The 24433-nt window shown below is 64.3% G+C and carries 25 protein-coding genes; 8 read left to right on the top strand and 17 right to left on the bottom strand.

The features are described from left to right. Nucleotides 1–72 precede the first annotated feature (72 nt). The 3 genes from ACP7DD_RS00450 to panC are packed head-to-tail and all read left to right on the top strand — an operon-like array spanning nt 73 to nt 2025. On the top strand, nt 73–282 hold the full coding sequence (locus ACP7DD_RS00450) for a DUF3460 family protein (RefSeq protein WP_426172720.1): 210 nt from the start codon (nt 73–75) through the stop codon (nt 280–282). An 18-nt stretch (nt 283–300) separates the two neighbouring features. Then, nucleotides 301–1152: a segregation and condensation protein A gene (locus tag ACP7DD_RS00445; RefSeq protein WP_426172719.1), complete on the top strand. Its 852-nt coding sequence runs from the start codon at nt 301–303 to the stop codon at nt 1150–1152. A gap of 33 nt (nt 1153–1185) precedes the next feature. Beyond that, nucleotides 1186–2025, top strand: a complete 840-nt coding sequence (gene panC / locus ACP7DD_RS00440; RefSeq protein WP_426172718.1) for a pantoate--beta-alanine ligase — start codon at nt 1186–1188, stop codon at nt 2023–2025. On the opposite strand, the gene ACP7DD_RS00435 is transcribed toward panC, so the two are convergent. The 4 genes from ACP7DD_RS00435 to ACP7DD_RS00420 are packed head-to-tail and all read right to left on the bottom strand — an operon-like array spanning nt 2022 to nt 5153. Next, on the bottom strand, nt 2022–3212 hold the full coding sequence (locus ACP7DD_RS00435) for an aminotransferase class V-fold PLP-dependent enzyme (RefSeq protein ID WP_426172717.1): 1191 nt from the start codon (nt 3210–3212) through the stop codon (nt 2022–2024). The genes panC and ACP7DD_RS00435 overlap by 4 nt on opposite strands. Further along, complete coding sequence (locus tag ACP7DD_RS00430) at nt 3209–4222, bottom strand: NAD/NADP octopine/nopaline dehydrogenase family protein (RefSeq protein ID WP_426172716.1); 1014 nt, start codon at nt 4220–4222, stop codon at nt 3209–3211. The genes ACP7DD_RS00435 and ACP7DD_RS00430 overlap by 4 nt, the downstream gene beginning before the upstream one ends. A gap of 2 nt (nt 4223–4224) precedes the next feature. Next, entirely contained in the window at nt 4225–4956 is a 732-nt protein-coding gene (locus ACP7DD_RS00425; protein ID WP_426172715.1) for a hypothetical protein, read from the bottom strand. Between the two features lie 2 nt (nt 4957–4958). Next, nucleotides 4959–5153: a hypothetical protein gene (locus ACP7DD_RS00420; RefSeq protein WP_426172714.1), complete on the bottom strand. Its 195-nt coding sequence runs from the start codon at nt 5151–5153 to the stop codon at nt 4959–4961. Between the two features lie 343 nt (nt 5154–5496). On the opposite strand from ACP7DD_RS00420, the gene ACP7DD_RS00415 reads away from it, so the two are divergent. The 5 genes from ACP7DD_RS00415 (at nt 5497) to ACP7DD_RS00395 (ending at nt 12638) form a co-directional block, all read left to right on the top strand. Continuing rightward, nucleotides 5497–9483 carry an FAD-dependent oxidoreductase gene (locus ACP7DD_RS00415; RefSeq protein ID WP_426172713.1) on the top strand — a complete coding sequence of 1329 codons (3987 nt, stop codon included), beginning with the start codon at nt 5497–5499 and terminating at the stop codon, nt 9481–9483. A 116-nt stretch (nt 9484–9599) separates the two neighbouring features. Next, the gene (locus ACP7DD_RS00410; protein WP_426172712.1) at nt 9600–9788 is read left to right on the top strand and encodes a hypothetical protein; all 189 of its coding nucleotides are present in this window, start codon (nt 9600–9602) and stop codon (nt 9786–9788) included. Nucleotides 9789–9863: 75 nt separating this feature from the next. After that, on the top strand, nt 9864–10940 hold the full coding sequence (locus tag ACP7DD_RS00405) for an iron-containing redox enzyme family protein (protein ID WP_426172711.1): 1077 nt from the start codon (nt 9864–9866) through the stop codon (nt 10938–10940). A gap of 36 nt (nt 10941–10976) precedes the next feature. Then, nucleotides 10977–11708, top strand: coding sequence for a methyltransferase domain-containing protein (locus ACP7DD_RS00400; protein ID WP_426172710.1), 732 nt, complete (start codon nt 10977–10979; stop codon nt 11706–11708). A 9-nt stretch (nt 11709–11717) separates the two neighbouring features. Then, nucleotides 11718–12638 carry a class I SAM-dependent methyltransferase gene (locus tag ACP7DD_RS00395; protein ID WP_426172709.1) on the top strand — a complete coding sequence of 307 codons (921 nt, stop codon included), beginning with the start codon at nt 11718–11720 and terminating at the stop codon, nt 12636–12638. Between the two features lie 61 nt (nt 12639–12699). On the opposite strand, the gene ACP7DD_RS00390 is transcribed toward ACP7DD_RS00395, so the two are convergent. From ACP7DD_RS00390 to ACP7DD_RS00330, 13 genes are all read right to left on the bottom strand, one after another. Further along, nucleotides 12700–13908, bottom strand: coding sequence for an EAL and HDOD domain-containing protein (locus ACP7DD_RS00390; protein WP_426172708.1), 1209 nt, complete (start codon nt 13906–13908; stop codon nt 12700–12702). A gap of 38 nt (nt 13909–13946) precedes the next feature. After that, nucleotides 13947–14606: a protein phosphatase CheZ gene (gene cheZ / locus ACP7DD_RS00385; protein WP_426172707.1), complete on the bottom strand. Its 660-nt coding sequence runs from the start codon at nt 14604–14606 to the stop codon at nt 13947–13949. A 1-nt stretch (nt 14607) separates the two neighbouring features. Beyond that, complete coding sequence (cheY, locus tag ACP7DD_RS00380) at nt 14608–15006, bottom strand: chemotaxis response regulator CheY (protein WP_426172706.1); 399 nt, start codon at nt 15004–15006, stop codon at nt 14608–14610. 126 nt (nt 15007–15132) lie between these two features. Continuing rightward, nucleotides 15133–16197, bottom strand: a complete 1065-nt coding sequence (locus tag ACP7DD_RS00375; RefSeq protein WP_426172996.1) for a protein-glutamate methylesterase/protein-glutamine glutaminase — start codon at nt 16195–16197, stop codon at nt 15133–15135. 16 nt (nt 16198–16213) lie between these two features. Continuing rightward, entirely contained in the window at nt 16214–16816 is a 603-nt protein-coding gene (gene cheD / locus ACP7DD_RS00370) for a chemoreceptor glutamine deamidase CheD (RefSeq protein ID WP_426172705.1), read from the bottom strand. Between the two features lie 16 nt (nt 16817–16832). Continuing rightward, nucleotides 16833–17690: a CheR family methyltransferase gene (locus ACP7DD_RS00365; RefSeq protein ID WP_426172704.1), complete on the bottom strand. Its 858-nt coding sequence runs from the start codon at nt 17688–17690 to the stop codon at nt 16833–16835. 92 nt (nt 17691–17782) lie between these two features. Then, nucleotides 17783–18283: a chemotaxis protein CheW gene (locus ACP7DD_RS00360; RefSeq protein WP_426172703.1), complete on the bottom strand. Its 501-nt coding sequence runs from the start codon at nt 18281–18283 to the stop codon at nt 17783–17785. 45 nt (nt 18284–18328) lie between these two features. Then, nucleotides 18329–20515 carry a chemotaxis protein CheA gene (gene cheA, locus ACP7DD_RS00355; protein ID WP_426172702.1) on the bottom strand — a complete coding sequence of 729 codons (2187 nt, stop codon included), beginning with the start codon at nt 20513–20515 and terminating at the stop codon, nt 18329–18331. Between the two features lie 63 nt (nt 20516–20578). Further along, a complete protein-coding gene (locus tag ACP7DD_RS00350; protein ID WP_099787486.1) occupies nt 20579–20944 on the bottom strand; it encodes a response regulator in 366 nt (121 codons plus the stop codon). Between the two features lie 61 nt (nt 20945–21005). Continuing rightward, complete coding sequence (locus tag ACP7DD_RS00345) at nt 21006–21554, bottom strand: chemotaxis protein (RefSeq protein ID WP_426172701.1); 549 nt, start codon at nt 21552–21554, stop codon at nt 21006–21008. 28 nt (nt 21555–21582) lie between these two features. After that, complete coding sequence (motB, locus tag ACP7DD_RS00340; RefSeq protein WP_426172700.1) at nt 21583–22542, bottom strand: flagellar motor protein MotB; 960 nt, start codon at nt 22540–22542, stop codon at nt 21583–21585. A gap of 54 nt (nt 22543–22596) precedes the next feature. After that, nucleotides 22597–23457, bottom strand: a complete 861-nt coding sequence (gene motA, locus ACP7DD_RS00335) for a flagellar motor stator protein MotA (protein WP_426172699.1) — start codon at nt 23455–23457, stop codon at nt 22597–22599. A gap of 193 nt (nt 23458–23650) precedes the next feature. Beyond that, nucleotides 23651–24421 carry a class I SAM-dependent methyltransferase gene (locus ACP7DD_RS00330; protein ID WP_426172698.1) on the bottom strand — a complete coding sequence of 257 codons (771 nt, stop codon included), beginning with the start codon at nt 24419–24421 and terminating at the stop codon, nt 23651–23653. Nucleotides 24422–24433 lie beyond the last annotated feature (12 nt).

The raw sequence follows: 24433 nt of genomic DNA, 5'->3' as shown, positions 1-24433 counted from the left end.
CGCGGCGCCGGGGTTTTCCCCGGCCCCTCCCCGCTCGGGTAAAATACCCTGTCTGCAACACTATCGACCAACATGAAACTGACCAAACAACACCAGCTGTACGAATCCGACCACACCTTGTTCATCAAGGCGCTGAAGGCGGCCAATCCGGCCATCGAGGAAGGCCAGCGCGAAGGCCGTGCGCTGCTGTGGGACAAGGCGCCGATCACGCTGACCGAGCAGGACCGCACGTCCGATTCGCGCGTCAAGCAACAAGCGTACGTGTACCAGAACAAACTGTAAGCATTTCAGGTCGAGACCATGTTGCCAGACGAGGCGGTGGGCACTGCGGTTGACCCTGCCGACGCGGCCGCGGCTGTCGCCGTGCCGGACGTGGCGGCAACAGCGCGGCTGTACGGCGAGCCGCTGCTGCGCATGCCGACCGACCTGTACATCCCGCCGGACGCGCTGGAAATCTTCCTCGACGCCTTCGAAGGTCCGCTCGACCTGCTGCTGTACCTGATCCGCAAGCAAAACTTCAACATCCTCGACATCCCGATGGCGCAGGTCACCCTGCAGTACCTGAAGTATGTCGACCAGATCCGCCTGCACAACTTGGAGCTTGCCGCCGAGTACCTGCTGATGGCTGCGATGCTCATCGAGATCAAGTCGCGCATGCTGCTGCCGCAGCGAAAATCCGACAACGACGACGAGACCGGCGACCCGCGCGCCGAGCTGGTGCGGCGCCTGCTCGAGTACGAGCAGATCAAGCTGGCCGCCTACGACCTGAATGCAATGCCGCAACTCGATCGCGACTTTACCCGGCCGCAGCTGTTCGTCGAGCAGAGCAATGTGCCGAACTGGCCGGAAGTCGACGCCGGCGACCTGCAGCGCGCCTGGCTCGACGTGCTCAAGCGCGCTACCCTGACCCAGCACCACCGAATCAGCCGCCAGGAACTGTCGGTGCGCGAGCACATGTCAGCGATCCTGCGGCAATTGCAGTCGGCGCGCTTTGTCGAATTCGCCGACTTGTTTCATGGCCACAGCGGCGTGCCGATCGTCGTGGTGCACTTCGTCGCCATGCTGGAACTGGCGAAAGAAACCCTGATCGAGATTACCCAGGCCGCGCCATTTGCGCCGATCTACGTGCGGCTGGCCTATTCGCCGGCCTGATGCCGGCCCCCTCTTCCCTAGACTGACCGACCCATGAAAATTATCTCTTCCATCGAAGAACTGCGCGACCACCTGAGCGGGCAATTGCGCACTGCGTTCGTGCCGACCATGGGCAATTTGCACGAAGGCCACCTGTCGCTGATGCGCCTGGCCCGCAAGCATGGCGACCCGGTGGTCGCCTCGATCTTCGTCAACCGCCTGCAGTTCGGGCCGAACGAGGACTTCGAGAAATATCCGCGCACGTTCCAGAGCGACGTCGAAAAACTCGAAAAGGCAGGCGTGTACATCCTGTTCGCGCCGACCGAAAAGGATCTGTATCCGGAGCCGCAAGAGTTTCGCGTGCGACCGCCGGACGACCTGGGCAATACGCTGGAAGGCGAGTTTCGCCCGGGCTTTTTCAGCGGCGTGACGACGGTGGTGCTGAAGCTGTTTTCGTGCGTGCGTCCGCGCGTTGCCGTGTTCGGCAAGAAGGACTACCAGCAGCTGATGATTATCCGCAACATGAGCCGCCAGTTCGCGCTGCCGACCGAGATCATCGCCGCCGAGACGTGGCGCGCCGACGACGGCCTGGCGCTGTCGTCGCGCAATATGTACCTGAGCGGATCGGAGCGGCAGGAAGCGCCGGCGCTGTTCCAAGCGCTTCATTCAGTGGCGGTGGAAATGCGCAACGGCCACCTCGACATTTTCCAGCTCGAGCACCAGGCGATGGACAGCCTGGCCAAGCGCGGCTGGAATCCGGATTACATTTCGGTGCGCAGGCAGTCCGATCTGCAAGTGCCGTCGGCCGGCGACCTGGCGCAAGGCGCGCCGCTGGTGGTGCTGGCGGCGGCCAAGCTCGGCTCGACGCGGCTGATCGACAATCTCGAGATCTAGCGCGGTACCGCAGGCGCACCCGCAAGCGCGCGCACCGCGCCAACGAGCAGGTCCAGCTGCGCCGTGGTGGTGTACAGGTGCGGCGTCACCCGGACAGCCTGCTCGTCGCCGATGGTACGCGCGACGGTGAAGATGCGGTGCTGCGCCAACAGCCGCTCGACCACACTGGCGGCGGCCATCCCTTCAATGTTGAATGCGGCGATCGCGCACGAGCGGCGTGGGTCGCTCGGCGTCATGACGCGCACGCGCGGCAACTGGCGCACCTGCCCGAGCCAGTACTGCGTCAGGTAGCGTAGGCGCGCTTCGATGTTGGCCGTGCCGATATGCTGGTGGAACGCGAGGGCGTCTTCGATGGCCAGGATCGGCGCCGGCGGCACGGTACCGAAGTTGCCCAGCCTGGCGATATCGCTTACTGCGTGGCTGACGTCGCCGAACAGGGGCGCGATATCGGCGACGCGGCCGCGCCGGATGTACAGCAGGCCGACGCCGAGCGGCGCGCCTAGCCACTTGTGCAAGTTGGCGCAGACGAAGTCGGCGCCCAGGTCGGGGATCCGGTAGGTCAAATGCGCGAATGAATGTGCTGCATCGACCATCACGTCGACGCCGTGACGGCGCGCCATGGCGGCAATGGCGGCCACCGGCATGATCTGGCCGCTGCGATGGACCAGGTGGGTCACGAGCAGCACCCGCGTGCGCGCCGTGATCGCCTGTTCGTACAAGTCGACGATCTGCGCATCGCTGGCCGGATCGAGCGGCAGCGCCACTTCGCGCAGCTCGATCGCCTTGCGCGCCCTCAGCATCGCCAGCGTGTCGACGACGCTGTCGTAATCATGGCGCGCCAGCAGCACCGCGTCGCCGGCCCGAAAGGCATAACCCTGAAGCAGGATGTTGAATCCTTCGGTCAGGTTGCGGGTGATGAGCAACTCGTCCGACGCCACCCCGGCAAACGCAGCCAGCGCGTCGACCACACGGGCGAGCCGGCCCGGGTAGCGCACCCGCATGAAGTACGAACCCTCCCAGTTGACCAGCTCATTGTGGCGCGCGAACGCGCGCAACACCGGGATCGGCTGCACGCCGAAGAAGCCGTTTTCAAGGTTGATGACATCCGGCGCGACCGCGTACTGCGCGCGTATCGCCGCCCAGTACGTTTCGTCATCGGCCGCGACCGGCGCTGGCGCCGCGTTCATTGCGGGTCGGCGAGCTGGAAAGCGCCGCGCGCCCAGTCCAGCAAGCGGCCGATCTTCGGCGTCTCGATACCGGCCCGGGCGGCCATCCGGTGCTGCAGCGCCAGGCCGTACGCGATGTCCTCCTGAAAAAAGCGCGACGCCAGGTCAGGCTGGACCGCCGTCCCCGTGGCGGCGGCCGCCAGCACCGGCAGGCCAATCTCTCGCAGCGCAACGCTGCTGCGAATCAGCCGGGTCAACGGGCCGGCGTGGCTGACGCCGAAATGCCGGCGCGCCGAGCCGGCGCCCGTGGCGCCAAGCGAGCGCCGCAGCGCTTGCAGTTCTTCGTCGATGTCGAGCAGCCATTGGCTGGCGCTGTCGTCCCAGTCCCGATAAAAACCCTGACCGGCGGCGGCCAGTCGCTCCGGTCCGAACAGGCTGTACAGGCGCGGCGGGTGCAAGGTGGCATTGTCGTAGGCCAGGCTCACATCATGATAGTTGCCCGACACCGGCAAGTGCACGCCGATGGCGCAGCCCAGCGCGGCCGCGAATGTGGGCAGCTGGTCGGCCGGCGCGCCGGCGACGAGGACCGCGGCGCGCACACCGCTGACGCGAACCAGCTGGCCCGGCGTGATCAGACGGGCGACCCACGGGGTTCGCTGGAAGCCGAGAAAGCGTCCCCCCGGCCCCAGCAGCGCGCGCGCGTCGCCATCGAAGCCGATGCTGTTGCCAACGCAGGCAACCCAGCTGCCGGGCTTGAGGTGCGGCGCAATGCGCGCCAGCACCTGGGCGCGCGCCGGCGCAGACAGCGCCAGCAACACCGCATCGGCACCGCGCACGCAGGCGGCCACATCGTCGCTGGCCTTGTGCAGGCGCCCTTCCAGCCTGTAGCGATCGCCGCAATGGATTTCGACCCGGCGGCGCCAGTGCTGCGAGGTGCGCGTCAATACCGACACCGACACGTCCGCTTTTGCGCCCAACACGGCAGCGAGCACATGGCCGATGGCGCCGCCGCCGCACACGCAGGCGTGCACGGTCAGGTCTCCGGCGCTGGCTCGGCGACGGTCAGGTGCAGCTCGATGAAGCTCTCGCGCAGCAAGCCGGCAATGTCGACCACCAGGGCGCGCAGCACGCGCAGCCCGGCGTCGTGACCGGCCAGCAGGTAGGCAATGTCGACCATCTCCTGACAATGGTCTTCCTTGACGTCGACGGCCAGGTGCGCCTTGGCGCCCTTGACGAACTCGGCGCCCAGCGCCTGCTCGGCGCGCTCCACCGCCGGCCGCGAGAACCGGGCGGAATGCCATTCCACGTAAATCGAGTAAGCCACCGCGGCGATGCTGCCGACCGAGGCAATCTGGCGGCGGAGGTAATCGATCAGCGCGACAGTGCCGCGCAGCGGCGGCACCGCCAGTACCCGCTGCGCGTCCCAGCCATGGCGGGCCAGGTCGGCCAGGAAGAAGCGGTCGTGCTTCATCTCCTCGGCGGTGTAGTCGGCCCAGCGGCGTGCAGCGTCAAAATGTTCGGCGACCATTGCCGCCAGCGCCAGCGCGTCGGTGCCGGCAGTCATACGGATGCGGTGTACGGTTTCGATGCGGTGGCGCAGATAATAGTCGAGGTCGAACGCCTGGCCGGCATCGCTGATGGCGGCAATGCGCGGCACTTCGCGCACGTTGCGGCACGCCTGTTCATGCAAGGTCGTCTCGAGCGCGGCGTCGAAGGTGGCGGGCGACAGCGGCGCCGGCGCCGCTGTCGCCCATGTCCTTGCCACGCTCATTTGACCAGGTCGAGGCCGACTGGCAATTGGTCCACCGACATGCGGCCCGCGCTTACCTGCGACTGCGCCATGCGGTGCGCGCGTTGCAACAGCAGGTTGAGCAGGCGAACGTCCTGATCATTCAACTGGTTCTGATGCAGCCGGTTGCGTACGTCGTCCAGCTCTTTTGCTTCCATGATGACATAGCCCATGTAGATCTCCTCGGTGGATCAAATGAAAGGCCGGGAAGCGGCCCGGTTGGTGGCGGCGAATGCCGTCAGCAAGATGCGACTGTTGTTTTTTAGACTAGCAAGGCCGGCCGTCAATAAATACTGCCTAAGTTGATAGGTATCAATGGCGGCGGGCGAAGCCTATGCTCGTCCACGGCTGAATTGGTCTCCAGGCCGGCGCCAGACCGGCGCAGCCTTTGCCCCATGGCGCACTACCGCTTGCCGGCTATTGCAATCCATTTCCGCGTCCACCGGTGCGACGTCGGCTGCCATGGCCGAGCATCGTGTGCACGATTTCACGCTTGAAATTCAGGATGATGCGACCATGAGCTACTTCACTTTCAAGCGGGCCGACGCAAGCGTGCACCGCAACGCCGGATCGCTGCGGTCGGCCTTTTCGCAATGGCTGCTGCAGAACCACGGCGGCCACTACCGCGCCAAGGTCGGCGCGCAGCGCGCGCGTGTTCAGGCCCGACAGTTCCAGTCCCACCTGGCCGCAGCCGCGCCGGGGGCGACAGCGCAGATTCCGCTGGTGGGCATCGTCGGCGGTGGTTTCGCCGGACTGTACGCCGGGCTGATGCTGCAGTCGCTGGGCATTGGCTGCGAGCTGTTCGAAAGTTCGGAGCGCGTGGGCGGTCGCATCCGCACCTGGTATTCCTCCGACTACGCGGCCGGTGATCCCGAACGGGCCGGGCTGTATGGCGAACTCGGCGGCATGCGCTTGCCGCAGTTTTCCGCCGACATGCTGCCGGTCCAGCAACTGGCGCTGGCGGTCAACGCCGTACTCGCGCGCAGCGGCCTCGGCGACGCCCAGGTCAGCTGGTGCAAGTTCTATTACGACTCGCCGGCGCAGCGGCTGCGCTACAACAACATGGCCAGCTTCACCACCGCCGCCAGCGATGCGCTCACCGCCTTCGGCTTTGGCGAAGCCGACGGCGGCGACGTGCCGCAGGCGTGGGTAACGCCGACAACCGACGCACACGGCAATATCTACCTGCCGATCAACAAGGTGCTGCAACAGGTCAACAAGCCCTTCCTCGCTGCCATCAATGCCTCTTTCGCCGAAGGCTTCGCGGCGATGATGCAGTACGACCAGTATTCGATGTGGGACTACCTGACCACCGTGTTCACCGTCGGCGACATGCAGCAATTCTACGATCCGGCGATGGGTGCCAAAAGCGATCTGCTGCCGTGGGCCGTGGCCAGCTATCTGGAAACGACCAACGTGGGCACCGGAATGTACGCGGTGTCGTTTGTCGAAATGGTCATCGCCGTCTACGACTGGGGCGGCAGCATCAATCCCTACCGACCGGGCGACAGTGCGATCTGCATGCTCACCGTCGATCAGGGCATGCAGCGCTTCCCGGACGCGTGCCGCATGGTGCTCGACATCGAACAGGGCGTCGGCATCGACGACGGCCGGCTGGCCCAGGTCCAGGTGGGCATGCTGCCGGCGTGCGACGGCGGACCCTATTCGTACGATCCGCCAAACCTGACGGTGGACGCGCGGCCAGTCTCGTCGGCCGCCGCGGCGGCGCCAGCCGGCCCTGCCGCCCGCGCCGCCGCCAAACACCAGCGCGTGTTCCTGCAACATAAAGTCGAGGAGATGGCGCATGACGCCACGCTGTTCGACGGCCACGGCGGCATCCGCCTGCGCATTCGCGACCTGGCGGCGGCGGGCGGCGGCGCGATGATCGAGCGGCGCTACCCGTATGTGATCACGACGCTGCCGAACGGGGCGTATCTGAACGGACAGCTGGGCGGCGACCTGCTCTCCGGGCTGTCGTATGCCAAGGCGCAGGCGATCCGCCAATGCGAATTCATGCCGGCATTCAAGGCGTTCCTGACCTTCAAGCGGCAGTTCTGGGCGACGCTTGGACAGCGCCAGGACGGCGGCTTGGGCGCTGCTGCAACCGACCGGCCGAACCGGCAAATCATCTATCCGTCGTACGGCTATGAAGCCAGCCAGGGCGTGCTGCAGGTGTACTGCTGGGCGCAGGACGCGCAGCGGCTGGGCGCGCTGGACGACGAGGAGCGCATCGCCGAATGCCTCAAGGGCATCGCCTACCTGTATCCCGACGCCGACGTCCACGCCCAGTTTGCCGGATACGAGGACGGCCGAACCACCAAGACGTGGTTCTGGGACAATCGTGCCGGCGGCGCCGCGTTCGCCCTGTTCAACCCGGGCCAGTACAAGAACATCTATCCGGAACTTCTCACGCCCGAATTCGGCGGCTGCCTCAATTTCGCCGGCGAATGCTGCTCGGTGCACCACGGCTGGATTGTCGGCGCGCTCGATTCGGCCTATAACGCGGTCCATCACATCCTGGCCCAGGCCGGCGCCGACGACAAGATTCGCCAGATGGAAGCGATCTGGGGCGCCTTTGCGCCGCCCGACATCGGCGCCGACGCCGCCACGGCCGGCGTGCTGGATTACAAGTTCGCCTACAACCAGGTCGACCGCGACGCTGCCGCCGTGGCGCCGCACGCCACCGCAAGCATCTATGGCGACTCCACCTTTTCGTTCAACGGCAACGTGCCGGCCTTCGTCGCCGACTTCAACAAGGTGCCGCAGGCAATGAAGGCGAATGCACGCGACCGCCTGGTGCTGCAGATGCTCAACGACCAGTGGGACGACAACGTAGCGCAACGCGGCCGCGCCGGCAGCGCCACGGTTCGCCAGCGACGGCGCGAAGGCGCGCCGGCCAGCACGGCCGACATGCTCGAGGATATCTACTACGGCAATAATTTCCAGACCATTCCAGCGCCGCAGTTCTGGCTCAAGGACGACGACGAGTTCGCCCGCCAGCAGCTAGCTGGCTTCATGCCGACGTTGTTGCAGAAGGTAACGCTGGCCGAAGTGCGCGCCATCGTCGATCGCGCCGCCGTGCCCAATCCGGGCGATCTCGGCGCGCTCGAACAGCTTGTGTACGTCGCCGATTACCGGCGTTACCTGCAGGCGTGCACTGTCACGCCGGCGGCCAGCTACCTGCCCAAGCCGATCGTGTTTTTCAGCGTGAACGATGACAACGAGCTAGTTCCGGTCGGCCTGCAACTCGAACGGGGCGGCGAACTGTTCTGGCCCGGCATGCCCAACGCGTCGAACGCCTGGCTGCTGGCCAAGATGCTGACCAACTGCGCCGGCCAGACGCTGCACGACGTCGGCTTCCACCAGTTGCTGACGCACCAGATCTGCGCGATGGTGTCCATCGCGCTGTTCTCGGAGGAAGTGTTCAACCCGCTCACGCAGCCTTGCTCGGCGGCGCCGTTCCAGCAGCACCCCGTGTTCAAGCTGCTGCGCCCGCACGTGGTCAAGACGGCCGAGTTTCAGCAAACCATCTACAACAGTGGCTACGACCCGTTCCTGCAACCGTTCCCGGCGACCCGCGAAGTCAATGGCAAGCCCGGCGTGTACAACCTCGGTTTCGTCTACGACCTGATGTTCTCGTGCGGACGCATCGGCAACTACCAGTTGCAGGATCATATCTACAACGGCGACGGCAGCTTCCGCTTCCTCGAACAGGCGATCCCGGTCGACGCCGGCAAGCGCGGCGTGCTCGACACCCCGTTCTCCTACCCTTACGTCCACGATACGCTGCTGTGGTACAAGGCCATCGCCCGCTTCACCGGCGAGTTTGTCGATACCTGCTACGCGGCCGACGACAGCGTGCGCGCCGACGTCCAGCTGCAACGCTTCTTCGGCAAGCTGATGCCCGCCTTTAACTACGTCGACGGCACCCGCCAGGCCCAGCGCTTCCCCGCCAGCGTCGTCACCAGGGATGCGCTGAAGGAAGTGCTCGCCATGTTCGTGTGGCAGTTCTCGGTCCAGCACACGGTGATCAACGACGGCGCCTACAACCACGCAGCTTTCGTGCCGAACGCGTCGACGCTGATGTTCGCGCCGCCGGTCGCGAAAGCCTCGCGCGACTGGACCGCGGCCGACGTGCTGGCCTGCCTGCCGAGCCAGGATACGGTCTATCCGTCGCTCGGCAACATGAATTTCATGGACGTCCAGATCAATGCGTCGGTGACCGGCCAGGGTCCGTACCCGGAAACCGTGTTCGGGCGCGGCATCCTGGCCCCGGCGATCGCCGTGCTGCAGGATAGCTACGCTTTCAGCGACGGCGCGCTGCGAAGCGTGGTCGACCGCTTTTACCAGGATGCGAGAAGCGTAGGCGCCGCCATCGAGCAACGGCAAGCGCGCGACAGCGCCCGCTACCTGGCCCTGCATCCGGACCGCGCCGCGGTGCCGGCGACCGTCGTGTTCGACCTGGTCAGGCCGGACGCGGTGATGAACGCGATCCAGACATAGCGGGCGACGCCGCCTGCCAGTTTTTTCAACTTGACCAAGAGGAGTCCAATGGCAACTGTGCAGTCCTGAAGGTGACCGCCCAGGTCACCGACTTAAACCAACGAGAGGGATCCAACATGAATGCGAAGCAATTGACCGAATCGGTAGCGAAGAAATCCGGCGTGACGGGCCCGGAGGCCGAGCGCACGGTGCGCATGGTGCTCGACGTCCTGCGTGAGTCAAAACACGCGACGATGATCTTCCGCAAGATGGACGAGACGGATGTTCCAATGGAGCAGAGAAAGACCATCTATCTCTGCGGATAAAGGCGATGCTTCGTGCGGCCTCCCATCCGCACGAAGTGTTGGCCCGATGAATGCTTGGTGATTACGGAAACGGCGATGAATACTGACACTTATGCCGAGGTCGGCCAGCGGGTCGATCCGATCAAACCGATCAGCGCGGACCTGCCCGCGCAATCGTGCGCGCGCCCGCGCCTGCGCGAGAACCTGTGGGAGATTACCCCCGGAGCGCCCGAGGCGACAGTCGAGACGATGGACGCCAGGTTCGCCGTGCCGACCGCGCAGGCGCTCGCGTTTGCAGACATCCGCAGCCATTGCACCGGCCACAATGGCGCGCACCAGATCGCCGAGCGCAGCGGCACCGCGCTGGCCGACGTGGTGTCGATGCTGGCGGCACTGTCCGATGCCGGCCTGATGCTGCCCGACGCCAACCAGGCCACCCAGTGCCAGCAGCCGACGCTGGCGCACGTGCACGACCGCGTCGAGCGTGCCTGTGCCGCATGGAGCCGCGCGCTGAACCGCGCTTTCGTCGCCAACGAACTGATCGAGGGCAAGCTGGCAAAGACGGTTCTGACAGGATGGCTGATCGAGATGTACCACTACGTGCGCGATTTCCCCGAAGCGATCGCCAGCGCCGCCAGCGGCGCCGACGGTGAGCTGGCCGACTTGCTCGACCGGTATGTCGAGCAGGAGCGCGGGCACGAGAATTTCGTGCTGCAAACCTTGGTCAATATCGGCCTCACCGGCGAAGAAGTGCGCAGCAGCCAGCCGCTGGTGTCGACCCGCCTGATCGGCCTGCTGATGCGCGAACTGTTCGCGCTGGCGCCGGAGTCGGTGCTGCTGGTGGCCGCGCTGGTCGAAGCACACGACATGGCGCCTGCCCAAATGAACGAGTTCCAGCAAGCGCTGGAGCGCGCCTACCAGCTGCCGAGCGGCGCGATGCAACCGTATTTCCGCCACCAGGCGATCGACGCGGCGCTGGGACACAGCGAGCTGCTGGCCGACAACCTGCACCTGTTCAAGGTAACCGACGCTGCCCTGCTCGACCAGATCGTCAACAAGCTGCACGACCTGAAGCACGCGTTCGACCTGCAAAGCCATGAAATCAGGAGGTATTACGGCGAACTCGGGGGCAAATATTTCCCGCGTCAGCCGATGACTTTTGCCTTCCTTTGAAGCGCCGCTTGCCGTCGCCACCTGGAGATACTGACCATGACCACCACCACCTTGCTGCCGGTCGGCGACGGCATCGAAGCGGCGCGCGCCGCCTGGACCTTCGGCGGCGCCACGCCACGCAAGTTCGCCGGCCATGTCGCCAGGTCGATACCGCATTACGAACAGGGCCACAAGCTCGTCGAGCAGGTCAGCGACTACTTCATCAACAGCGACTCGGTCGGCTATGAGATCGGCACCTCGACGGGAACGCTGCTCGAGCGCCTGGCCGGGCGCCATCCGCACGCTGCACAATGGATCGGCATCGACGTCGAACCATCGATGATCGCATTCGCGCGTGAAGAACATGCGCGCACCAACGGCGCCGACAACGTCGAATACAGCGTGGCGGACGCCTGCGAGTTCCCGTACCGCGGCAGCGACTTCATGGTCGCTTACTATACGGTGCAGTTCGTGCCGCCGCGGCGCCGCCAACAGTTGATCGATACGATTTACCAGACGCTTAACTGGGGTGGCGCTTTCATGATGTTCGAAAAAGTGAGGGCACCGGATGCGCGTTTCCAGGACATCGCCAGCGCCTTGTATGTCGACTTCAAGCTCGAGAACGGCTACACGCCGCAGGAAATCCTCGAAAAAGCCAGCAGCATCAAGGGCGTGCTGGAGCCGTTTTCAAGCGGCGCCAACCTGGACCTGATGCGCCGCGCCGGGTTTGTCGACGTCATGACGGTCTTCAAGCACCTGTGTTTCGAAGGTTTCCTCGCCATCAAGTGAGGCGGCTTCATGCGCACCCTGTCGCTGGCGGAGTACCTTGCCTGGCTGCGTATGCCGCCGGAACACGCCGCCACCGAGGTCGCGTGCGAGGTATGCAACGAGGCGGAATCGGTACTGATCCGCGCCAGCGTCGAAATCGAGCATGGGCTCGACGTCGACTTGCGCGTGCTCGCCTGCGCCCGTTGCGGCTATCTGTTCCAGAACCCACGCTTCGACGCCGCGTTCTACAGCGCCTACTACGAGCATCGTTACCGGCTTGTCCTCAGCGGCAGCGCCGGCCCCAGCGACGGCTTCATGCAGGACCAGCGCAGCCGCGGCGAATACCTGTACCGCCGTCTCGCCGGCCTGTTCGACGCGCCGGGGCGCATGCTCGACGTCGGCTGCTCGGCGGGCGGCGTCATGCATGCCTTCCTGATGCGCGGATGGACGGGATTCGGCACCGATCCCGATGCCGGTTATGTCGCGCATGGCCAGCAGCATTACCAGGCGCCGATCGCGCTGCAGGCGGCCGAGGAAATGGTGCTCGAACCGCACAGTTACGACCTGATCGTCATCACCGGCTCGCTCGAACACGTGGTTGATCCGAACCGGGTGCTGGCGCTGTGCCGCCTGGCGGCGCGGCCCGGCGCCGTGCTGCTGCTCGAAGGACGCGCGCTGGCGCAGGCACGCCAGACCGGCCGCTGCGGCCACAATCACCGGCGCTACCTGACGGCCAAGTCCATCAATCTGTTGATGCGCAAGCATGCTTGGCAGCCGTTGTCGATCTCCGACGAACCATTGTGCGGGCCGACCCGGCCGCACAGCGTGTTCGGCATCGGCCGCGCCGGCGATCCGCTGGGCAGCGCAAATTTCGACGCGCTGGTGCGCGAGAGCGCCGGCGACGGCGCCGACGAGACGCGTGGCGATTTCGCGCGCTGGCTGATTCGTTGAGTCTGCTGCCGCGGGCAGCAAACGCGCGGACCCCGCTCATATGCGCCCAGTTAACGCCAGATCAGGTGGTGACGTTCTGCGCCCACGCCAGCGCCGACAGGTGCGCCTTGTTGACTTCGAGCGGCGTGATGGCAAGCGACCTGGCCAGCCCCGCGACCAGGTTCGAATTGAGTTCGCACGCCTCGGCCAGCGCCAGGTACGGGCCGTATTTGCCGCCGCGGGTGAGCAGCGCGCGCACCACTTCGTCGGGCAGCTGGATGGTGTCGAGCACTTCCTTCATCGGCAGGCCGAGCAGGCGGTCGAGCAGCGAGAACATGCCGGCGACGAACAGGTTCTCGCCTTCGCCGCGGCCGAGCGCCTTGGCGCCGAGCAGCTCGGCGAGGCGGCCGCGCACCACCGCCGTCTCCATCAGCACCGGCGAATAGCCGCTGGTGCTGGCGGTGGCCAGCAGCAAGGTCAGCCAGCGGTACAGCGGTGCGTAACCGAGCAAGGTGATGGCCTGGCGCAGCGACTGAATTTCGCGGCCGCTGCCGAAGCCGGCCGAGTTGATGAAGCGCAGCAGCTTGTACGACAGCGCCGGATCGCGCTTGAGCACGCTTTCGATCTTCGGAATGTCTTCGTTGGCCGTGACCATCTGCATCAGCTGCAAGATGATGGTCTGGGCCGGGTTCATGCCCTTGACCGGCATGCCGGGGCGCGGCGTCAGGTGCAGCTTGCCGACGAAGGCGTCGAGGCCGAGCGCGGCGCAGGCGTCGAAATCGGCCCACGTCGTTACCGGCCGGCCCACCATGCGCACGGTCGACTGCTTGACCGCGGCGTAAGTGCGCGCCTGGGCGGCAACGTCGGCGCCGGAAAAGCGCACTTCGATGTAGGAGGCGCTGATGCCGAGGTTCTTGCCGAGGTGGCCGAGGTCGCCGTCGCGCACCGAGATGCCGACGCCGCCGGCGCGCAGGCCCTGCACCGCGGCCAGCGTGTCCGGGTCGGCCATGTCGGCCGCCTTCAGCGTCAGCACCGTGCGTTCCGGCGGCATCGAGTACAGCGCGTCGGTCGACAGCATGTCGGGCACCGCGTCGAGAAACAAAATCTTGTCGCGCAGCAACCAGCCGGTCTCTTCGTCATTGACGTTTTCTGCGACGAAGCCGATCAGCGACTCGAGATCGGCGCCGGTCACGGGCTGGTTTTCATCGTGCTTCCACGACAGCTCGTAGCCGATCACGCGCTGCTTTGGATCGAGCAACGGTTCACGAACGATAAAGTTTGTTTGATGCATGTTGGAATCGCTTCGGTATTGCTAGAACTAAGGGAAACTCAGAAACCGAGGCTGTCGAGCAGGTCGTCGACCTGGCCCTGGTTCGACACCACTTCGCTGTTGCCGGTCGGGTTGATCTGCGGCCCATTGAGCAAGCCGTTGTCGAATTCCCGCTTGACCTCCGGCGGCGCGAAGTCGACCAGCATCTGCACCAGCTGCTGCTCGAGGTTCTGCGCAATCGCCGTCACCTTGGTGATCACCTGGCCGGTCAGGTCCTGGAAATCCTGGGCCATCATGATGTCCATCAGGTAGGCCTTGGTGTCGACGGTGGCCCCGCGCGTGGCGTCGAGGCGCAGGATGGTCGACTCGGCCAGCTCGCGCCATTCGGCGTCGGTGGTGGCGGGCGCTTCGAGCAGACCGTTCCACGCCGCCGACAATTGCTGGGCGTCGCTGTCGATCTTGTCCTGCAGCGGGCCGGCCGCGTCGGTGGCGTTGAGCACCTTCTGCGCTGCCTGCTCGGACAGGCGGGCGACGTAGTCGAGGCGGTCGCGCGCATCGGGAATGTCGCTGGCCGCTTTTTCGATCAGCTTGTCGAGGCCGAGACCGCGCAGGCTGTCGTGCAGCGCGCGCGTCATGTGGCCGATCCGGCTCAGGAACTCGTCGGCATGGTCCACCGGGCTACCGGCCGAAGCGACGCCACCGGCGATAAACTCACCCATTTCAGGCTCCGACTTTTTCGAGTTTCTCGAAGATCTTGTTCAGCTTCTCGTCCAGCGTGGCAGCGGTGAACGGCTTGACCACGTAGCCGTTCGCGCCGGCCTGGGCGGCGGCGATGATGTTTTCCTTCTTCGCCTCCGCCGTGACCATCAGCACCGGCAGCTTGGCCAGCGCGGGGTCGGCGCGGATGTTCTGCAACATCGTCAGGCCATCCATGTTCGGCATGTTCCAGTCGGACACCACGAAATCGAACGTCTCGCTGCGCAGCTTGGCCAGCGCCATGACGCCATCTTCGGCTTCGTCGACATTCGCGTATCCCAGTTCCTTCAACAAATTCCGGACAATGCGGCGCATCGTCGAGAAATCGTCAACAACTAAAAAGCGCATTTTTGGGTCAGCCATGAATTACTCCGTTGATTCTTTTGATTCGGTTATCGACACACTTCTTCACACCGAGAAGCAGCCTAAAGGATAGCAGTTTTGTTGCCGTACGGCGATAAAACTCACAAGTAAAGACGTTTTAAAGAGTTACACGCGCAACGATCGTCCACCTTGTGTTGCAAGATGGGTAAGAACCTTGCCGGGCAGCTCGGTCAGCGGCGCAACTTCATGGGTGGCGCCGATCGCAATGGCCTCGCGCGGCATGCCGAACACGACGCACGAGGCCTCGTCCTGGGCGAAATTGTAGGCGCCGGCGTTTTTCATCTCGAGCATGCCGAGCGCGCCGTCCTTGCCCATCCCGGTCAGGATCACGCCGACCGCGTTCTTGCCGGCCGCCACCGCGGCCGAGCGGAACAGCACGTCGACCGACGGCCGGTGGCGGTTGACCGGATCGGCCTGGTCGATGCGGGTGACGTAGTTCGCGCCCGAGCGCGCCAGCATCAGGTGCGAGTGGCCAGGCGCGATGTAGGCGTGGCCCGGCAGCACCCGCTCGTCGCCGGCCGCTTCGCGCACGCTGATCTTGCACAGCGAATCGAGGCGGCGGGCGAACGACGTGGTGAAGCCTTCCGGCATGTGCTGGGCGATCAGGATGCCGGGGCAGTCGGACGGCATGCGCATCAAAAATTCGCGGATGGCTTCGGTGCCGCCGGTGGAGGCGCCGATGATGATCAGTTTCTCCGACGACAGCAGCGGGTTGCGCATCGGCGGCAGCGCGCCGTCGGACCTGGGCGGCGCCAGCGTGCGCGCCTTGACGCGCGCCTTCGCCGCGGCGCGGATCTTGTCGGCGATCAGCTCGGTGTATTCGCGCATGCCGGCCTGGATCGAAATCTTCGGCTTGGTCACGAAGTCGACCGCGCCCAGTTCCAGCGCGCGCATGGTGATTTCCGAGCCGCGGTCGGTCAGCGACGACACCATCAGCACCGGCATCGGACGCAGCCGCATGAGCTTTTCGAGGAAATCGAGGCCGTCCATTTTCGGCATCTCGACGTCGAGCGTGAGCACGTCGGGATTGGTCTGCTTGATCAGCTCGCGCGCGACGAGCGGATCGGGCGCCACGCCGACCACTTCCATGTCGGGCTGGCTGGAAATGATTTCGCTCATGACGCTGCGGATCAGCGCCGAGTCGTCCACGATCAATACCTTGATCTTCATAGTCATAGTCTTCTCGTCAGAACAGGTCAATTTCGCCGCCAACAGGCGCGACCTTCAGGCGGCTGGCGTAGTCGCGCTCGCGTTGTGCCAGCGTGTCGTTATGGGTTTGCATCAATTTCTTGACCAACACCTTGCCGGTGCGCGGGAAGAAATACACCTTGCGCGGATAGATGTCGTTGAGGTCTTCGGCCAGCACGCGGATTTTTTCCATCTTCAGGTAGCTGATGACGAATGCGGCATTGCGCTCGCCGACGTTGATGGCGGTGAAGCCCTTGAGCACGGCGCCGCCGCCGAATACCTTCGCTTCGAGGTTCTCGCGGCGCGCGCCGGACTTGAGCAGTTCGTTGATCAACACCTCCATCGCGTAGGTGCCGTAGCGCATCGACGCCGACACGGGACTGTTGGCGTCGCTGCCGCCGTCGGGCAGCATGAAGTGGTTCATGCCGCCCAGGCCGCTGACGCGGTCGCGGATGCACGCCGACACGCACGAGCCGAGCACGGTCACGATCAGCATGTCCTTGTTGGTGTGGTAATACTCGCCAGGCAGGATCTTGGCCGCGTCGCACTCGAACGTTCGATCGTAATAGACGTTGGTGGCAAATTGTTCGTTGGAGTCCATGATTCTTTCGCTGCGGCTAGTGGTTGCCGGAACGACCTTGTTCGAGTTCATACACCGTCTTGCCGCGCAGCTTCAGCGAATCAGAGACGTACAGAAAGTTTTCAGAGTGGCCGGCAAACAGCAGTGCGTGCGGCTTCATCAGCGGTACAAAGCGCGCCAGGATCTTGCGCTGGGTCGCCTTGTCAAAATAGATCATGACGTTGCGGCAGAAGATGACGTCGAACTGGCCCGTCAGCGGCCAACTGTCGGCGAGCAGGTTGAGCGGCTTGAAGGTGACCAGCTGGCGCAGTTCCGGGCGCACGCGCACCATGCCTTGCTGGTCGCCCTTGCCGCGCAGGAAAAACCGCTTCGAGCGCTCGGCCGACATCTTGTCGAGCCGTTCGATGCCGTAGACGCCGTGGGCGCCGGCGGCCAGCACATTGGTGTCGATGTCGGTGGCGATGATCTGCACCGGCGGGCTCAAGGTATTGAACGCCTCGCACGCGGTCATCGCGATCGAATACGGCTCCTCGCCGGTCGAGCTGGCCGAACACCAGATGGTGATCGGCCCGGGCGGCAGGCGCTTCAGGTGTTCGGCCAGCAGCGGGAAGTGATGCGACTCGCGAAAGAACGACGTCAGGTTGGTGGTCAGCGCGTTGGTAAACGACTCCCACTCGTCGCCGCTGAGTTTGCCCGCCTCGAGGTCGTCGAGGTAGGTCGAAAACGATACGATGCCGGTTGCCCGCAGGCGCCGCGCGATGCGGCTGTAAACCATTTCCTGCTTGCTGTCGGCCAGTGAAATACCTGCCCGTTTGTAAATCAGCGCACGGACTCTTTCAAAATCACTCTTGGTGAAATTGAATTCCTTGCCGGATTCCGCTTTAGTTTGCGACACGATGCTTCACCTTCTGCTCTACGGTACTGCTTCAATATTGCTCGGAGCACATGCGGCCGCGCCAGGCGCGTGGCCGCTTACAGCTGCAACTGTTACGCCGCGATCTTTTCGATCAGGCCCATTTCGCCCGACGACATCAGCTTGTCGATGTCGACCAGGATCAGCATGCGCTCGTCGATGGTGCCGAGGCCAATCAGGTAGTCCGAATTGAAGGCGGTGCCCATTTCCGGCGCCGGCTTGACCTGGTCGGGCGTGAGCGTGGTGACGTCGGAGACGGAATCGACGACCATGCCCATGATGCGCCCGCCGATGTTGAGGATGATGACGACGGTGAACTGGTCGTATACCGGCGTGCCGAGGTTGAACTTGATGCGCATGTCGACCACGGGGATGATGATGCCGCGCAGGTTGATCACGCCCTTGATGAACTCGGGCGCGTTGGCGATGCGGGTGACCGCTTCGTAGCCGCGGATCTCCTGCACCTTCAGGATATCGATGCCGTACTCCTCGGAGCCGAGCGTGAAGGCGAGAAATTCGCTGCCTGCGCCGTCGTGCGCGTCGCCGGACTTGGTGGTGATGGATGTCATCGACATGGTGGTTTCCTATCCTGGTCTAGTGCAAAAAAAGTTAGAGAAAAATTACGAAAACACGGTATCGTCGGCCAGCTGGCGCGACGAGCGCATCAGCGCGGCGACATCGAGAATGAGCGACACGCCGCCGTCGCCGAGAATGGTGGCGCCGGAAATGCCGGTCACCTTGCGGTAATTCGACTCGAGGTTCTTGACCACGACCTGCTGCTGGCCGACGAGGTCGTCGACAAACAGCCCGGCCTTGCGGCCATCGGACTCGAGGATCACGACGATCCCTTCGCACGGGTTGGTAAAGCGCGGTTCGATCTCGAACATCTGGTACAGCGGAATCAACGGCAGGTATTCGCCGCGCACCTTGATGACCCGGCCGCGGTTGGCGATTTCCTTGATGTCTTCCGGCGCCGGCTGCAGCGACTCGACGACGAAGCCGAGCGGCAGGATATAGACTTCCTCGCCGACGCGGATCGACATGCCGTCGAGAATGGCCAAGGTCAGCGGCAGCGAGATCGAAATGGTCGTGCCGAAGCCTTTCGCCGAGCGGATGTCGATCGAGCCGCCCATCGCCGCGATGTTGCGCTTGACCACATCCATGCCGACGCCGCGGCCGGACACGTCGGTGACGGTTTCGGCGGTCGAAAAGCCCGGCGCGAAAATCAGTTGCCACACTTCGGCGTCGGGCATGTTGTCGCTGACCGGCAAGCCGTTCTGGGCGGCCTTTTCGAGGATCCGCTCGCGGTTCAGGCCGCCGCCGTCGTCGGACACTTCGATGACGATGTTGCCGCCCTGGTGGCCGGCCGACAAGAACAATCGCCCCGTTTCGGTCTTGCCGGCGGCAACCCGCGCGGCCGGCATCTCGATGCCGTGGTCGATGCTGTTGCGTACCAGGTGGGTCAGCGGATCGACGATGCGCTCGATCAGGCCCTTGTCCAGTTCGGTCGCGGCGCCGTTGGTGATGAAGTCGACCTTCTTGCCGAGTTTCGCGGCGAGGTCGCGCACCATGCGTGGAAAACGCGAGAACACGAAGTCCATCGGCATCATGCGGATCGACATGACCGCTTCCTGCAAGTCGCGCGTGTTGCGCGTCAGCTGGCCGACGCTACCCAGCAATCGCTCGTGCAGCATCGGATCGAGCCCGTCGCTGCGCTGCTCGATCATCGCCTGGGTGATCACCAGTTCGCCGATCAGGTTGATCAGCTGGTCGACCTTTTCGATCGACACGCGGATCGACGACGATTCGGCGCCGGCGCCGCCGCTCTTGTCGTCCTTGCGGGCGGCAGCTTTTTTCTCGGCTGCCACTTCGGAAATCTCCAGCGCCTCGATCCGGGTGGCCGACGGCAGCGGCTTGGTCGGCGCCACCGCGGCGGCGGCGCTGGCGGCGGCCGCGCGGATCTGTTCGATCGGCTGGAAGAAGCCGTAGCCGCGTTCCTCGTCGGACTGCTCCGGCTGCTGCACGTCGTCGCCGGCGTCGTCCGCCTCGAGCGGATCGAAAAAGCCGTAGCCGAGCGACTTTTCGATCCGGCAGCGTTCGGCGTCCTCGAGCGCGCGCTGGGCCGGCGTCAGGGCCGGCGCCTCGAAAATCTTCAGCTCGTCCGGATCGAGCACGAACGAGCAGATGGCGATGATGTCTTCCAGGCTTTCGTGGGTGGTCAGCGTCAGCGCGTGGCGCCCGCCGTCGAGCGGCGAGACGGTGATGCGGCCGAGCAGGCCGAGCTCGGCGGCCAGCGCGTTGACGTCGCGCTGCTCGCAATGCGGCAACTCGATCTTGTAGCGGCGCCCGCCGACGCCAAGGTTCGGCCTGACTTCGGTCTGCACAAAGGCCGGCGCCACCGGGCGCGCCGGCGCCGGCGCATCCTGCGACAGTTCCTGCAGCATCATGCGCACGTCGGCCACGGCATCCTGGTCGACATGGGCGCCGTTGCGATGGCCGTCGAGCTGCATCTTGAGGATGTCCTTGGCGGCCAGGAAGGCGTCGACGTGTTCGGCCGTAAGCGCCATTTCGCCCTTGCGGATGCGGTCGAGCAGCGACTCGAGGATGTGGGTGACGTCCGACATGTCGTTCAGTCCGAACGTCGAGGCGCCGCCCTTGATCGAGTGGGCGGTGCGGAAAATGGCGTTCAGATCCTCGGGGTCGGGCGCGGCGATGTCGACTGCCAGCAGCAGCCGTTCTTTTTCCGCCAGCAGTTCCTCCGCCTCATCGAAAAAGACCTGGAAAAACTGGCTTATGTCGATGGTCATGAGGGAACTCCGTCAATTTCGCGATGCATCATACTGGTACTTTCTTTCACGCGCTACGACGCATCAACCGATGACTTTTTTGACCACTTCGATCAGCCGCTGCGGGTCGAACGGCTTGACCAGCCAGCCATTGGCGCCGGCGGCGCGACCCTTCGATTTCATCTCGTCGGACGACTCGGTCGTCAGCATCAGGATCGGCACCTTCTGGTAGGCCGGCAGGCCGCGCAGCAGCTTGATCAGCGCCAGGCCGTCCATGCGCGGCATGTTCTGGTCCGTCAGCACCAGGTCGACGGTCTGCAGCTTGGCTTTCTCGAGGCCGTCCTGTCCGTCGACCGCCTCGACCACGAGGTAGCCGGCCGCCTTCAGGCTGAACGCCACCATCTGGCGCAATGAGCTTGAATCGTCGACTGCGAGAATTGTTTTAGCCATTTCCTGCTCCTGCTTTTGTTTTCGTGGTTAGTCTGATTGGATCTATTGGTGACAGCGACGGTTAGAACAGTTCGATCTCGCCGCTTTCAAGGTGCTGCTGGTTCACTGCTTTTCTTAATACACTGCGCAATTCGAGCGACTGGATCGCCAGCGCCATGCTGACCTTGCCGAGCAGCTCGACGATTTCCTCGCTGCCCGCTTCCGCGGCAACGCCTTCGCCGTGCGTGCCGAGCGTGCCGAGAAAGGCGCGCAGGCCGGTAACGCGCTTGAGCGTGCGGTCGATCAGCTGGCTCGTCATGTCCTGGAACTGCATGCTGGTAATGGCCGAATTGACGTGCTGGCCAATTTCGCCGGACATGCCTTTCATGCGGTCGATTTCGTCGGCGCTCGGGGTGCCGCCGGCAAGCAGCAGGTTGATGCCGTCCTGGCGCGCGCCGACTACATGGTGGATCGCCATGAAGCTGCTGGTGAGCTTGTCGACCGCCTCTTCGAGCAGCAATTCGGTCTGGCGCAGGTCCGTCTCAACTTCCGACAAGTGTTTCTTGCCGTGGTCGGATACGCCCGACAGCAGCCGCTTCACGTGCGAACCCAGTATTTTCTTTCTCGTCATACGACGCCTCCAATTCTTGCGCGCGACATCACGGCGCCGCCTTCGCCGCTGCCGCGGGCGGCTGCGCCAGCACCGCTGGGGCAGCCGCCTGGGTTGTCCCGTTCATCTCCGGCACCTGCAGCGACGCGTTGTCGCGCATGACGGTTTCTTCGGTTTTCTTGTTCATCACGATGATGCTGATGCGTCGGTTGATCGGGTTGAACGGGTCCTCGCGGTCCAGGTTCGCTGCCGAACCGAGTCCGACAACGCGCAGGATCTTGTTCTCGTTCATGCCGCCGATGATCAGTTCGCGGCGCGACGCGTTCGCCCGGTCGCTCGACAGTTCCCAGTTGCTGTAGCCGACGTCGGAAAAGTACGGCGTCGAATCGGTGTGGCCGGACAGGCCGATGCGGTTCGGCACTTCGTTAAGGACGACGCCGATCACGCGCAGGATATCGGCCGTGTACGGCTGCACCGTCGCTTTTGCCAGTGCAAACATCGGCCGGTTCTGCTCGTCGACGATCTGGATGCGCAAGCCTTCGCTGGTGATGTCGAGCAGCAGCTGGTTCTTGTATTTCTTCAGCAGCGGGTTGGCTTCGATCGTCGCTTCGATCTTTGCCTTCAGCTGCTGCAGGCGGACGCCCTCTTCGCGCTCGAGCGCGGCCTTGGCCGCCTTCAGGTCGTACGATTTCTTGACCGACTCGACGTCGCCTTTCTTGACCTGGCCGTCGCGCCGCGTCAGGTCGCGCCCGCCGCCCTGGATGACCGACGAGCTGTCGCCGCTGCCCGAGCCGCCCGACATGGCCACCTTCAGCGGCGTCTTGAAGAACTCCGAAATGCCGTTCAGGTCGCCCTTGGTGGTCGAGCCGAGCAGCCACATCAGCAAGAAGAACGCCATCATCGCCGTCACGAAGTCGGCGTACGCGATTTTCCAGGCGCCGCCGTGGTGGCCCGCCGCCGTCTTCTTGATGCGCTTGACAATTATCGGTCGTAAGCCCTCATCGGCCATATGCGCTCCGAGGCAGGAAGTCTGCGTGTGAATAGAGAGTTAACATCGAGCGGCTTACTTGGTCTTCGATTTCTTGATGTGCTCTTCGAGCTCGCCGAAAGTCGGCCGTTCTGTCGAGTACAGTACCTTGCGGCCAAATTCCACCGCCAGCGCCGGCGCGTAGCCGTTCAGGCTGGCCAGCAGCGTGACTTTGACGCACTGGAACATCTTGGTCGACTCTTCGAGCTTCTGTTCGAGCAGGCTCGACAGCGGCGTGACGAACGCGTACGCCAGCAAGATGCCGAGGAAGGTGCCGACCAGCGCCTTGGCGATCAAGATGCCCAGCTCGGCCGGCGGAATACCGACCGACTCCATCGTGTGCACCACGCCCATCACCGCGGCGACGATGCCGAACGCCGGCAGGCCGTCGCCGAGCTTGGCGATGCAATGGGCCGGCACGGCGCCTTCATGGTGATGGGTCTCGATTTCGTTGTCCATCAGGTTTTCGATCTGGAAAGCATCCATGTTGCCCGACACCATCAGACGCAGGTAATCGGTCATGAATTCGACGATGTGGTGGTCGGCCAGCACGCCCGGGTACTTGGAAAACAGCGGGCTGTCTTCCGGCTTGTCGATGTCTCCTTCGATCGACATCAGGCCTTCCTTGCGCACCTTGGACAGGATGTCGAACAGCAGCGACATCATCTCCATGTACAGTTCCTTGGTGTGGCGCGACCCCTTCAGCACCGACGGCAGCGCCTGCATCGTCGCCTTGATCGACTTGCCATTGTTGCCGACCAGGAAAGCGCCCAGCGCGGCGCCGCCGATCATCACCAGCTCGAGCGGCTGGAACAGCGAAGCCAGGTGGCCGCCGCTAGCTGCGAAGCCGCCAAACACCGAGGCGCAGACGACGATATATCCAATGATGACTAACAAGAGCGCTGACTCCCAAGGTGGAAAAGATCGGGCCCCGGCCCGGCATAGTGTTCGAACAACTGAATGGAAATAGTGACAATGGGTGTCGACCGAATCACGTGGCGATCGAGCAAAAAATTGTCCTAGGGAACTACAATAGCGTGAGAATGGCCACCGGGCAAGTAAAACCGCCCCGTTTATGACGGTGTGTCGCCTAAAAGCGCCAACCATAAAGCGCCGGGCCGGCGCCTGTAGGCATTATGTTAATGTCCGGCGGCTTTGCACCGATTTTGAACTCATAACTGAGTAACAGCGAACCGGGCCGCATCTCCGCGCTCGCCTTGCGCCACAGGCCATCCATGGCCGCCGGCGACAGGTAGGCAAACACGGCGTCGTAGTCGCCGAGGTCGAGCTGTTCGTAGTCGCCGCGCACGAAACGCGCGCCGCTGCCGGCCAGCCGGGCGCGCAGCGCGCTCGCCAGCCACGGCAGTGGCGCCAGTTCGATGCCGACAAAAGTAGAGTCGGGCCGGCGCCGCGCCAGGTCGAGCACCAGGCCGCCGAGTCCGCTGCCGATGTCGATGACGAACAGCGGCCGATCTGGCGGCAGCACGGCGGCCACCGCGTCCCAGGCGCGCCGCCCGGACGGGTAATACGGCACCTGGGTGCGGAAGGTCGACCAGTATATTAATAGCAAGATCAGGAAGCCGCCGAGGAACAGCGTTGGCGGCAACTGCAAGGAGACCCCGGCAAGCAGCGCCAGCGGGAACAGCAGCTGAATCGCCAGCCACCAAGGCGCCAGCCGGCGCCAGCCGCTGAGGGCAGCGGCGCAGACGCCCTGCAGCAGGCCGGCGCCGGCCAGGCTGACCGGCGTTCCGGCGCGCAGCAACAGCAACAGCGCGGCCACCGTCAGCGGCGCGGCGGCCAGTTGCAGCAGCAGCGCCTGCACCGCCGGCGCGCGCCAGATGCGACGAAGGGCAAGGCTCACGCCCTGCCCCTC

The organism is Massilia sp. TWR1-2-2 (assembly GCF_049897565.1).
In the GTDB taxonomy this organism is placed as follows: Bacteria; Pseudomonadota; Gammaproteobacteria; order Burkholderiales; family Burkholderiaceae_D; genus JAFCUW01.
The sequence above is the reverse complement of the archived record's forward strand: the minus strand, read 5'-3'. Positions and strand labels throughout refer to the sequence as shown.